At 70.3% G+C, this 12028-nt stretch carries 12 protein-coding genes; 5 read left to right on the top strand and 7 right to left on the bottom strand.

All coding sequences use genetic code 11. From position 1 onward, the window contains the following. Positions 1-24 precede the first annotated feature (24 nt). Genes C507_RS0100060 through C507_RS0100045 form a run of 4 tightly spaced genes read right to left on the bottom strand, consistent with a single transcriptional unit; the run spans position 25 to position 3815 of the window. Positions 25-819: a HesA/MoeB/ThiF family protein gene (locus C507_RS0100060; protein WP_018697596.1), complete on the bottom strand. Its 795-nt coding sequence runs from the start codon at positions 817-819 to the stop codon at positions 25-27. A 55-nt stretch (positions 820-874) separates the two neighbouring features. Further along, a complete protein-coding gene (dut, locus tag C507_RS0100055) occupies positions 875-1345 on the bottom strand; it encodes a dUTP diphosphatase (protein WP_018697595.1) in 471 nt (156 codons plus the stop codon). Beyond that, complete coding sequence (gene coaBC, locus C507_RS0100050; RefSeq protein ID WP_018697594.1) at positions 1342-2586, bottom strand: bifunctional phosphopantothenoylcysteine decarboxylase/phosphopantothenate--cysteine ligase CoaBC; 1245 nt, start codon at positions 2584-2586, stop codon at positions 1342-1344. The genes dut and coaBC overlap by 4 nt, the downstream gene beginning before the upstream one ends. A gap of 35 nt (positions 2587-2621) precedes the next feature. After that, positions 2622-3815: a penicillin-binding protein activator gene (locus C507_RS0100045; protein WP_018697593.1), complete on the bottom strand. Its 1194-nt coding sequence runs from the start codon at positions 3813-3815 to the stop codon at positions 2622-2624. Between the two features lie 134 nt (positions 3816-3949). Here C507_RS0100045 and rsmI point away from each other — a divergent pair, with 134 nt between their 5' ends. The 4 genes from rsmI (at position 3950) to C507_RS0100025 (ending at position 7932) form a co-directional block, all read left to right on the top strand. Beyond that, entirely contained in the window at positions 3950-4864 is a 915-nt protein-coding gene (gene rsmI, locus C507_RS0100040; protein WP_018697592.1) for a 16S rRNA (cytidine(1402)-2'-O)-methyltransferase, read from the top strand. Then, positions 4861-5238 carry a YraN family protein gene (locus C507_RS0100035; RefSeq protein WP_018697591.1) on the top strand — a complete coding sequence of 126 codons (378 nt, stop codon included), beginning with the start codon at positions 4861-4863 and terminating at the stop codon, positions 5236-5238. The genes rsmI and C507_RS0100035 overlap by 4 nt, the downstream gene beginning before the upstream one ends. Before the next feature lie 106 nt (positions 5239-5344). Beyond that, entirely contained in the window at positions 5345-6289 is a 945-nt protein-coding gene (gene gshB, locus C507_RS0100030) for a glutathione synthase (RefSeq protein ID WP_018697590.1), read from the top strand. 113 nt (positions 6290-6402) lie between these two features. Then, positions 6403-7932 carry a YifB family Mg chelatase-like AAA ATPase gene (locus tag C507_RS0100025; protein ID WP_018697589.1) on the top strand — a complete coding sequence of 510 codons (1530 nt, stop codon included), beginning with the start codon at positions 6403-6405 and terminating at the stop codon, positions 7930-7932. Positions 7933-8508: 576 nt separating this feature from the next. On the opposite strand, the gene C507_RS0100020 is transcribed toward C507_RS0100025, so the two are convergent. Together C507_RS0100020 and lipA are read right to left on the bottom strand one after the other, a co-directional pair. Beyond that, positions 8509-8961 carry a type II toxin-antitoxin system RatA family toxin gene (locus C507_RS0100020; RefSeq protein ID WP_018697588.1) on the bottom strand — a complete coding sequence of 151 codons (453 nt, stop codon included), beginning with the start codon at positions 8959-8961 and terminating at the stop codon, positions 8509-8511. Positions 8962-9045: 84 nt separating this feature from the next. Further along, a complete protein-coding gene (gene lipA, locus C507_RS0100015; RefSeq protein ID WP_018697587.1) occupies positions 9046-10032 on the bottom strand; it encodes a lipoyl synthase in 987 nt (328 codons plus the stop codon). Between the two features lie 498 nt (positions 10033-10530). Here lipA and C507_RS0100010 point away from each other — a divergent pair, with 498 nt between their 5' ends. After that, positions 10531-11694: a patatin-like phospholipase family protein gene (locus C507_RS0100010; protein WP_156829105.1), complete on the top strand. Its 1164-nt coding sequence runs from the start codon at positions 10531-10533 to the stop codon at positions 11692-11694. Positions 11695-11725: 31 nt separating this feature from the next. Here C507_RS0100010 and C507_RS0100005 read toward each other — a convergent pair. After that, positions 11726-12028, bottom strand: a 303-nt coding sequence (locus C507_RS0100005; RefSeq protein WP_018697585.1) for an IS630 family transposase, incomplete at its 5' end; no start/stop codon positions are given.

The raw sequence follows: 12028 nt of genomic DNA, 5'->3' as shown, positions 1-12028 counted from the left end.
TCGGTTCCGGTCGGACCCGCGCGGTTAGGCCGGCGCGCCGGACCTCGGACCGGTGCCGGTCAGCGGATTGGCCGGATCGTAAGCATAGCCCAGCGTCTCGAAGCGAAGCGACAACGCATCGACGAGCAGCAGGCGCCCCACAAGGCCCTGCCCGATACCGAGAATCTCCTTGAGGACCTCCAGCGCCTGCAGCGTGCCCACGAGGCCGGTGAGCACACCCAGGATGCCCGCCTCGGCACAGGTCGGCACGACGCCGGCCGCGGGCGGCTTCGGAAACAGGCAGCGATAGGTCGGGTTCGGTGCGCCGCCCGGACCGGTCTCGAACGGCCGAAGCGTCGTCAGCGAGCCATCGAACCGTCCGACCGCGGCCGTCACCAGCGGCCGGCCCTCCAGGCAGCAGGCATCGGAGACGGCGTAGCGGGTGGCGAAGTTGTCGGATCCATCGGCGACGATGTCGTAGTCGGCCACCAGCGCCCGGGCCCCCTCCTCCGTCAGCCGCGTCGCGTGGGTCTCGACCGTGACGTGAGGGTTGAGGCGCCCCACGGCGTCGAAAGCGGACGCCACCTTCTCCCGGCCGACATCCCCCGTGCCGTGCAGGATCTGGCGCTGCAGGTTGGAGAGCGCCACTATGTCGTCGTCGACGATGCCGATGGTGCCGACGCCGGCGGCAGCGAGATACTGGATGACCGGAGAGCCAAGCCCGCCGGCGCCGATCACCAGCACCCGCGCGGCTTTCAGCTTTTGTTGGCCGGGGCCGCCCACCTCCGGCAGGACCAGGTGGCGGGCATAGCGTTCGATCTCGTCGGGAGAAAAGCTCATGGCCTGATCTGCCCCCGCTGCGCGTTCTGGTCAAGCGCGCCGGTCGACCGCCGCGTCAGGCCTGGGTCATGCCGCCGGTGGAGCCGAAGCCGCCCGCGCCGCGGACCGTTTCCGGCAGCGTCTCGGCCTCTGCCACCGTCACCTGCACCACCGGCGCGACTACAAGCTGGGCGATGCGGTCGCCGCGTGAGATCGTCACCGGCTCCGCGCCGAGATTCACCAGCAACACCCCCACCTCGCCGCGATAGTCCGCATCGATGGTGCCGGGCGCGTTGAGCACCGTCAGGCCATGGCGGGCGGCGAGCCCCGAGCGCGGTCGAACCTGACCCTCCGTGCCTGCCGGCAAGGCAATCTGCAGCCCGGTCGGCACCTGGACGCGCGCGCCCGGCTCCACCACCAGCGTGGCGTCGGCATCGATGGCCGCAAGGAGGTCCATGCCCGCCGCCGCCTCGCTCTGATAGGCCGGCAACGGCAGATCGGCGCCGTGCGGAAGCCGGCGCACCATCAGGCTCGGCTGGCCGCTCATGCCCCTTCCCCGTCCGGGGCCGGCAGCAGCTCGGCGATGCGGGCGACAAGCCGGTTGGCCACCTCGTCCTTGGAAAGCTTCGGCCAGTCCTCAACCCCGGCCGCACTGACCAGCCGCACCGTGTTGTCGCCGCCCCCCATGACGCCGGTCTCCGGGCTGACATCGTTGGCCACGATCAGGTCGGCGCCCTTGCGCTCCAGTTTGGAGCGGGCGTTCTCGATCAGGTCGTTGGTCTCCGCCGCGAACCCCACCACCAGGCGCGGGCGCAGCGTGTGATGACGGCCGATGGAAGCCAGGATGTCCGGGTTCTCCACGAGTTCCAACATCGGTGGCGCGCCGCTCGCCTGCTTCTTCAGCTTCTTCTCCGACGCACTTGCAACGCGCCAGTCGGCAACGGCCGCCGCCATCACCGCGATGTCGGCCGGCAGCGCGGCTTCCACGGCGGCCAGCATATCGGCAGCGCTTTCCACCGGCACCACCGAGACACCGGCAGGATCGGGGATCGTCACCGGGCCGGAGACCAGCGTCACCTCGGCGCCGGCGCGCGCCGCGGCGGCGGCAATGGCATGACCCTGGCGCCCCGACGAGCGGTTGGCGAGATAGCGCACCGGGTCGATGGGCTCGTGAGTCGGGCCCGACGTGATGATCATGCGCCGACCGGAAAGCGGCTTCGGCCCGCCGATCAGCGCCGGTTCGCCGGAGAACGCGGCCTCGATGGCGGCCAGGATCTCCATCGGCTCGGCCATGCGGCCAGTGCCCGCCTCGCCACGCTCCGCCATTTCGCCGACGCCGGGGCCGACGACCATGACGCCGTCTTCCACCAGTCGCGCCATGTTGCGGCGGGTGGCAGGATGATCCCACATGCGCGGGTTCATGGCCGGTGCGATCAGCACCGGCTTGTCGGTGGCAAGGAGCGCCGTGGTGGCGAGATCGTTGGCGAAACCGCTCGCCATCCTGGCGATCAGGTCGGCGGTGGCCGGCGCCACGACCAGGAGATCGGCGTCGCGCGACAGGCGGATGTGGCCGATGTCGCTTTCGCGGGTCAGGTCGAAGAGATCGCGGTGAACAGGCTCGCCCGCCAGCGCCCCGACCGTCAGAGGCGTGACGAATTCCTCCGCCGCCGGCGTGAGGATCGGCACCACGCCGGCACCGCGCTCCTTCAGGCGACGGATCAGCTCCAGCACCTTGTAGGCCGCGATGCCGCCGGCGATCACGAGCAGGATGCGCTTGCCGGCCAGCATGGTCCGTCCCCGATCGCGATGCGGCGCCCGCCGCCTCAGAAGCCGCCGCCGCTGGTGAACGACCGCGGAGCGGTCGACACCACCCGGCTGTTGCCACCGCCCGACACCTCGTAGACCGCCAGGCCGCGCTGGCTGCGTCCGTCGGAGAGGAAGCGGAAGATGCCATCCACGCCGAGGAACCCGTCCGGGTTGGTCAGCATGTCGTCGGTGAAGGCGCCGGCACCGCGGGCGCGGACAAGGCCGGCCGCAAGGCTGGTGGCATCGTAGGCGAGCGAGGCGGTGCGCGGCGGCGCAGAGCCGAATTTCGCCTGGTACTTGGAGGCGAAGGACTGGTAGCCGCGCTTCTGCGGCGCCGGGAACCAGCTACCGGCCAGCGCCGACGACTGCAGCACGGCCGGGTTGTCCCACTGGCCGGAGCCGAGCAGCTTGGCCCCACCCATGCCGGCTTCCGACAGCGCTGCAGCGAGGATCTGCGGGTCCTGGCCGCCGTTCGGCATGAAGACCGCATTGACGTTGCCCTTGGCGGCGACGGCGCGAGCCTTGGCAGCCATGTCGCCGGCGTCGGCTGCGTAGCGTTCCACGGTGACCACCTGGCCCTTGGAGCGCGACACCGCCTCGCGGAAGGCAGCTTCCATCACCAGGCCGTAGCCGTTGTCCGGCACCAGCGCGGCGAAGGACGTGCGGCCCTGGGAGGCGGCGTAGGAGATGATGCGGTCGGCGTCCTGGCGCGGCAGGAAGCTCAGGAGGTAGACGCCGCGGCGGGCGACGGTGGCGTCGGTTGAAAACGCAATGATTGGCACGCCGGCCTGGCGCGCGGGCGCCGAAGCGCCGGCAACGGCGGGCGAGAAGACCGGGCCGAGCACCAGCTTGGCCCCCTCGCCGATGGCGCGCTGCGTGGCATCGCGGCCGCCGGTGTCGGTGCCGCCGGTGTCACGCACCAGGATGCGCACGTCGGCGCTGGGGAAATCGTTCATCGCCAGCTCGGCGGCGTTGCGGAACGCCGTGGCAAGGCCGGATGCCTCGCCGCCGGCCGACATCGGCAAGAGCAGCGCCACCGGGACCGAGCCCGAGCCGATGGTCTCGCCGGCGGGGGCCGGGCGCTGCTGGGTGGGCTGGGAGGTCTGCGGGCCCGTGGGCGTGGCCACGCAGGCGGCGGCGAGCGCGGACACGCCGACCACGGCACCCAGGCGGGCCAGAACAGCAGAACGGAGCGACCGGAGGATGGTCATGACGATAGGATCCTCTTGCGAGCCTTGCGCGCGCCCCCCGACCCGGCGCAGGGTTCTGGCCGGGGGTCGGCCCCAACAAACACCGGCGATTGCGGATCCGCAAGGGGTACGCACGCCAGCATTGGCAAAGACTTATGACCGAAGAGCGACGCACGCCCTCCTTTTCCATCGACAGCGCGCGCTTCGACGCGCCGACGCTCGAGCCGGGTCTGTACATCGTCGCGACGCCCATCGGGCATCTCGACGACATCACCCTGCGCGCCCTGAAGACGCTGGCCGCCGCCGATCTCGTCTGCTGCGAGGACACCCGCGTGACGCGGGTGCTGCTGGAACGCTACGGCATCCGGGCGCACACCACGAGCTACCACGAACACAATGCCGTCCGGCAGCGTCCGAAGCTCATGGAGCGGCTGGCCGCCGGCCAGGCCATCGCACTGGTCTCCGATGCCGGTACGCCGCTTGTCTCCGACCCCGGCTTCCGGCTGGTGGAAGACGTGGCGGCGGCCGGGCACCGGGTGTTTCCGATTCCCGGCGCTTCGGCGCTGACCGCCTCCCTGATGGCGGCCGGGCTGCCCACCGACACGGTGGTGTTTCTCGGCTTCCTGCCCTCGAAGTCCGGCCCGCGCCGGCGGCGGCTGGAAACCTTTTCGCGCCAGCCGGCCAGCCTCGTCTTCTACGAATCCCCGAACAGGCTGGCGCAAGCCCTTGAAGACGCATCGGAAATCTGCGGGCCTGATCGACCGGCGGCCGTCTGTCGGGAACTCACCAAGCGATTCGAAACGGTCACCCGCGGGCCGCTCGCCGAGCTCTGCGCGGCCTACCCGGCCGGCGCCACGGTCAAGGGCGAGATCGCCGTGGTGATCGCGCCGCCGCCGGAGGAGACCACCAGCGCCGAGGACGCCGAGGCCCTGCTTGCGGCGGCGCTCGGCCGCCTGCCCGCCGGCAAGGCGGCGGCGGAAGTGGCCCGCATCACCGGCCGCGAGCGCCAGGAGCTGTTCAAGATGGCGCTGTCGCTGAAGGCAGCCCCTGCGGAGGACGACGCCTCGTGAGCGGCGCGGCGCCGCCCGCCCGCCAGCGCGCCTATCGGCGCGGCCTGACGGCGGAGACGCGTGCCGCGCTGGCCCTGATGCTGAAGGGCTACCGCATCCTTGGCCGGCGGGTGCGCACCGGGGCGGGCGAGATCGACCTGGTCGCGCTGAGGGGGCGGACGGTCGCCATCGTCGAGGTGAAGGCCCGCAGCGAGCTCGCCACCGCGCTGGAGGCCGTCGGCCCCCGCTCGCAGGCCCGGCTGGTGCGCGCGGCGCACGCCTGGCTCGCCCGCAATCCGCGCTATGGCGGACACACGATCCGCTTCGACATCGTTGTCGTCCGGCCGCGCCGCTGGCCGCACCATCTCGTCAACGCCTTCGAGGCGGCCGCATAGCTGCCTCACGCGATCGGCACGTCCGCCGGCTGGACCCGCTCACCGTTCTGGCGCATCAAGGGCGCAACAGGCCGCCGCGCGGCCCCGACACCGCTTGGAGACGCACATGCCCCTCAAGGTCGCGGTCCAGATGGACCATATCGAGACGATCAAGATCGCCGGGGATTCCACCTTTGCCATGCTGCTGGAAGCCCAGAAGCGCGGCCACACGCTCTACCACTACACGCCCGACCGGCTGGCCCAGACGGCGGACGACGTGGTTGCGGCGCTGGAGCCGCTGACGGTGAAGGACGAGGCCGGCGACCACTTCACCCTCGGCGAGGCGGTTCGCACCTCGCTGAAGGAGGTGGACGTGATCCTCATGCGCCAGGATCCGCCCTTCGACCTCGCCTACATCTCCGCCACCCACATGCTGGAGCGCATCCATCCCGACACGCTTGTGGTCAACGACCCGGCCGCCGTGCGCAACGCGCCGGAAAAGCTCTACGTGATGCGCTTTCCGGAGTTGATGCCGCCGACGCTGATCACCCGTGACCGCGCTGCCATCGACGCCTTCCGGGCGGAGCACGGCGACATCGTCATGAAGCCGCTGTTCGGCGCCGGCGGCCAGGCGGTGTTCCGGGTCACGGAGGACGATCTCAACTACGGCTCGCTCTACGACTTCTTCGCCGCCACCTTCCGCGAGCCCTGGGTCGTCCAGCGCTTTCTGCCGAAGGTGACGGAAGGCGACAAGCGCATCATCCTCGTCGACGGCGCGTTCGCCGGCGCCGTCAACCGCGTGCCCGCCAAGGGCGACATCCGCTCCAACATGGTGCGCGGCGGTGCCGCGGCCGAGACCGAGCTGACGCCGCGCGAGCAGGAGATCGTCGCGACCGTCGGGCCGGCGCTCCGCGACGAGAAGATCCTGTTCGCCGGCATCGACGTGATCGACGGCAACCTGACGGAAATCAACGTCACCTCCCCCACCGGCATCCGCGCCGTCGCCCGCCTGGGCGGCCCCGACATCGCGGCACTGATCTGGGACACGATCGAGGCCGATCGGGCGAAGTGAGGCCTCGCAGCCGGGCAGCGGGTCGCCGCCCGGACGACTTGTTCTCATATTGTTCTTGCGCAGCCCCTCCCCGTCCGCTACCTTGAATTGCGGACGGGCCGGGAGGGTTGCGGATGGTTTCCCACGTGACGACGGTTGCCTTTCAGGGCGTGGAGGCCGTGCCGGTCGACGTGCAGGTGCAGATCGCGCCGGGCGCCGTCGCCTTCGCCGTGGTCGGCCTGCCGGACAAGGCCGTTGCGGAAAGCCGCGAGCGCGTCCGTTCGGCGCTGCTCGCCTCCGGACTGTCGCTGCCGCCGAAGCGCATCATCGTCAATCTCGCCCCGGCCGACCTGCCCAAGGAAGGCAGCCACTACGACTTGCCCATCGCGGTCGGGCTGATGGCGGCGATGGGCGTACTCCCGGCCGACCAGGTGCTCGACTACGTGGTTCTGGGGGAGCTTTCGCTGGACGGCACCATCGCGCCGGTCGCCGGCGTGCTGCCCGCCGCCATCGGCGCCAACGCGCTCGGCAAGGGGCTCATCTGCCCCGGCAAGAGCGGGCCCGAAGCGGCCTGGGCCTCCGGCGACATGGCGATCCTGGCGCCGCGCAGCCTGATCGCGCTCGCCAACCACTTCAAGGGCACCCAGGTCCTGTCGAGGCCGGACCCGAAAGTGCGCGAGGACGGCGGGCCGCTGCCCGACCTCGTCGACGTGAAGGGCCAGGAGACGGCAAAGCGGGCGCTGGAAATCTCTGCCGCTGGCGGCCACAATCTCCTGATGGTCGGCCCACCCGGTGCCGGCAAGTCGATGCTCGCCCAGCGCCTGCCATCCATCCTGCCGCCGCTGTCGCCGCGCGAACTGCTCGAGGTCTCGATGGTCCAGTCCATCGCCGGCGAGCTCGGCGAGGCCCGGCTGTCGGCGCGCCGCCCCTTCCGCTCGCCGCACCACTCCGCCACCACCGCCGCCATGGTGGGCGGCGGAGTGAAGGCGCGGCCCGGCGAGGTCTCGCTCGCCCATCTCGGCGTCCTCTTTCTTGACGAGTTGCCGGAATTCAACCCGGCCGTCCTCGACGCGTTGCGCGAGCCGCTCGAGACCGCCCGCGCCGTGATCGCCCGGGCCAACCACCGGGTCAACTATCCCGCCCTTTTTCAGCTGGTCTGCGCCATGAACCCCTGCCGCTGCGGCTATTATGGCGAGCCCGGCCACCAATGCCGGCGCGGCGAGCGCTGCGCCACCGACTACCAGGCGCGCCTGTCCGGCCCGTTCCTCGATCGCATCGACGTGCGCATCGACGTTGCGGCCATTCCCGCGACGGACCTTGCCCTTCCCGCGCCGACGGAAGGATCGCGGGAGGTGGCCGCGCGGGTGGCAGCAGCGCGCGCCCTCCAGACGCGCCGCTTCGCCGACCTGAACGTTCCGGCCCGCACCAACGCCGAGTGCGGACCGCGCCTGATCGAGGAAATCGCCGCCCCCGATGCCGATGGCGCCCGCCTTCTCAACGATGCCGCCGACGCCATGCGGCTGTCGGCGCGCGGCTATCACCGGGTGTTGAAGGTCGCCCGGACGCTGGCCGACCTGGAAGAATGCCCCCGGGTTGGCCGGTTGCACCTGGCCGAGGCGCTGGCCTACCGCCAGGCCGGACCGCGGCTTGCGCTGGCGGCCTGAGGCCTGCGCAGTCCTGCGCAGACATGCGCGATCTTGCGCAGCCGCGGGAGCCTGCGCAGCCGATGTGGCACGCGGCAATGCGCGGGACGGTGGTGCGACCTCCGCGGCCATCGGCACCAGGCCCCGCGGGATCGGGTGCCCGGCCCTCGGGGTCGCGCCCGGATGAGACCGGCCGACGGGTTGGCCGGGTGACCGGCTGGCCGGGCCGCGCCAGACAGGGCGGACAGTCTGGCCCGAGATATGGAGGGAGAAAGACAGGACGGCACCGGAAAAGCCGACGATCCGGGATCGCCCGATCGGGGATCAGGGCATCCCGCGACCCATCGGACCGAGCAGGCCGCCTCGGATATGGCGGCCTGATCAATGATCAGCGCCTGACGGAGGGCTGCCCGACAGTTGCGAGCGCACGGTGCTTCGCGTGCGGTACAGCAGTGGCCGCCCCGTTCACCCGTCCGCCGGCTGCGGTTGATGCGGTGTCTGCGTCTCGGCCCCGGGCGACAAGGCCGGAAGCCGAGACCCAAGGGCGGCAGGCCTGGGATCCGGGCCCGTCCGTCGGGTCAGGCGCTTGGTGCGCCCTCAGGTGCCGTAGACCTGGTCGGCGCGTTCCTCGAAGGCGGTGGCGAAGCGGCGGAAGGCGCGGTCGAAGACGGAGCCCATGACCGCCGAGAGGGTGCGGCTCTTGAACTCGTAGTCGATGTAGAAACCGACCTCGCAATGGCCCTCGTCGATGGGCTGGAAGGTCCAGCGGTTCTCCATGTGGCGGAAGGGGCCATCGAGATATTCCACCAGGATCTTGCGGTTCGGCCGGTCGAGCACGACCCGGGATGTGAAGGTCTCCTTGATGAACCGGTAGGCGACGGTCATGTCGGCGATCAGAAGCTCCGTACCGTCGTCCTGCTGGCGCCGGCCGCGCACGGTGAGCGACTGGCAGAGCGGCACGAAGCCCGGATACTTGTCCACGTCGGCGACGAGGTCGAACATGTCCTCGGCGGAATGGGCAACGCGGCGGGAGGTGTCGAAATGCGGCATACCGGCTGAAGATCCTGGATCGCTGTCTGGGTCAACGCGGGGCGGCGCGGACGGTTCGACGCCCGCCGTGTGCCCCTCCCCGCGTCACGCGGCGCCGAGCTTCGCCTCACGGGCGGCGCGCAGGCGCTGGAAATCCTCGCCCGCATGGTGGGACGAGCGGGTGAGCGGGCTCGACGACACCATCAGGAAGCCCTTGGCGTAGGCGATCGCCTCATAGGACTTGAACTCCTCGGGCGTGACGAAGCGGATCACCGCGTGGTGCTTGCGGGTCGGCTGCAGATACTGGCCGATGGTCAGGAAGTCGACCTCGGCGGCCCGCAGGTCGTCCATCAGCTGGAGCACCTGGTTCCGCTCCTCGCCGAGCCCGACCATGATGCCGGACTTGGTGAACATGGCCGGGTCGAGCTGCTTCACCCGGTCGAGAAGCCGGATGGAGTGATAGTAGCGCGCGCCTGGCCGGACCGTCAGATAGAGGCCCGGCACGGTTTCAAGGTTGTGGTTGAAGACGTCGGGCCGCGCCTCCACGACGCGCTCCAGCGCGCCCGGCTTGCGCAGGAAGTCGGGCGTGAGGATCTCGATGGTGGTGCCCGGAGCCGCCGCGCGGATCGCCTCGATCACCTGGGCGAAATGCTCCGCGCCGCCGTCATCGAGATCGTCGCGGTCGACGGAGGTGATGACGACGTGGTTGAGGCCGAGCGTGGCGACGGCTTCCGCGACCTTCTGCGGCTCGGCCTTGTCGAGCGGCTCCGGCCGGCCGGTGCGCACGTTACAGAAGGCGCAGGCGCGGGTGCACGTGTCGCCCATGATCATGAAGGTGGCGTGCTTCTTCGACCAGCACTCGCCAATGTTCGGACAGCCCGCCTCCTCGCACACGGTGACGAGGCCGTTGTCCTTCACGATCTTCTGGGTCTCGCGATAGACCGGCGATCCCGGCGCCTTGACGCGCAGCCAGTCGGGCTTGCGCTGCATGGGCGTGTCGGCCCGTCGGGCCTTTTCCGGGTGGCGCGGACGGGCGTCCCTTGCGGCCGTTTCGGAGCGGGTTCGGTCGTTGAGATCGATGAGTGTAACCATGATGGCCTATTGTCGAGCGCCGAGAGCCCTGAATCAAGGTCGGGCGAGCAATCGCCCTGTCCCACATAGCTGCCCCTTCCAGGCGGCGGGTCAACCCCCCGCCCCGCGTGGCGGAGCCCGTCAGCCATAGCCGAGGCGCTTCGCTTCCGGTATCGCGCACGTGCAGGGCAGCCATCCCGATGACGGTCAGGCGGCCCGCCTTTCCCGGAAGGGCCCACCAAACGACGCCGCGATGCGCACCATCGTTGCCGTGACCGCGTCCGCCCTATAGCGTCACCGCGAAAGCGCGGCCGGAAGCCGCCGCGCCTGGGGGCCAGCTTGCAACAGAACCGTTTCGCCCGCCGCGCAGACCGGGCCATCCGCGCCCTTGTCGCCTGGACGAGGATCCAAGCCGTCGTTTCCGCCTCCACCCGGACGCGGGCACCCCGGGACAGCGCGCCCGCATCGAAAGGCGCTGCGTCCCGGCAGTCGCTCGCCGCAGTCGCGGCTCTGGGGCTCGTGGCAACCGGGCTGGCCGCCTGTTCCTCCGGCCCCAACCGCCCCGACTTCACGCTGTCGGCGGAAGCCAATCCTGTCGTTCCCGGCTTCCAGAATGTCCGCTTCTACGCCGACGACGACGGCACCAACTTCCGCGAGCGCGTCTTCGCCCAGATCCAGAACCAGGTCGCGGTGCACGGCCGTGGCATCCTGAAGGGGGGACGGTCCGACTGGCTGATGATTTCCGGCGGCGGCGAGGACGGCGCCTATGGCGCGGGCGTCATGGTCGGCCTGACCAAGGCCGGCAAGCGGCCGGACTTCGACCTGGTCTCCGGCGTTTCGACGGGCGCGCTGATGGCGCCGTTCGTGTTCCTCGGCCCGTCCTACGACGACGAGCTGACCTCGATCTACACGGAGGTCGGCCGCGACCAGATCTTCTCCATCGTCGGCCTGCGCGGCATCTTCGGCGGCATGGCGGCGGCCAGCTCCGCGCCGCTGCGCGCGACCATGGAGGAAAAGCTCTCCGACCGGACGCTCGACGCCATCGCGGCAGAGCACCGGTCCGGCCGGCGGCTCTACGTCGTCACCACCGACCTCGACGCCCAGCGCCCGGTGGTCTGGGACATGGGCGCCATCGCCAACAGCCCCTCTCCGGACCGGCGCAAGCTGTTCCTCGACGTGCTGCAGGCCTCCGCCAGCATTCCCGGCATCTTTCCGCCGGTGTTCATCGAGGCGGAAGCCGACGGCACGGTGTTCCAGGAGATGCACGTGGATGGCGGCTCCAGCATGCAGGTCCTGACGCTGCCGACCACCATCCAGTCGGTGCGGGATCCAAGGCAGCGGCTCGACCGGCGCAAGCGCGCCGTCTACGTCCTCATGAACAACACCATGCGGCCGCGCTTCGAGCAGACGAAGACGAAGACGTTCTCCATCGCCGGCCGGTCGCTGTCGACCATCATCAAGCGCCACGGCATCCAGTCGATCGAGATCATGTACGACATCGCCAAGGCGCGGGGCGCAGCCTTCTACGTGACCTATGTCGGGCTGGACTTCGACGTGGAGCTGGGCGAGCCGTTCGACCCGGACTACATGCGCGCCCTCTACGACTACGGCTACCAGCGCGCGCTCTCCGGCGACGTCTGGCGCACGGCGCCGCCCACCGGCGGCGCGCTCGCAAAGAACTGAGGGGGCTCCGGCGCAGCCCTGATCTAGCGTTTCATGTTTTGACGGAAGCGTATCCAGCGTTTGTTAGGTAGTTCCGGCATTCGTCGGGTTCGATGGTGTGGACGAGCTGCCCGAGGTGGCGCCATGTGTCCTCGATCGTGCGCTTCTGGGCGTGGCGCATCCAGTGTTTGATCTTGGCGAAGGCCTGCTCGATGGGATTGAGATCGGGTGAGTAGGGCGGCAGGAAGCGCAGCTCGGCGCCGGCGTCGTGGATCATCTCGCGCACGGCGGCCGACTTGTGGGAGCCGAGATTGTCCAGGATGACGATGTCGCCGGCCGCAAGGACCGGCACGAG

This window comes from Amorphus coralli DSM 19760 (genome assembly GCF_000374525.1).
GTDB classification, from domain to species: domain Bacteria; phylum Pseudomonadota; class Alphaproteobacteria; order Rhizobiales; family Amorphaceae; genus Amorphus; species Amorphus coralli.
The sequence above is the reverse complement of the archived record's forward strand: the minus strand, read 5'-3'. Positions and strand labels throughout refer to the sequence as shown.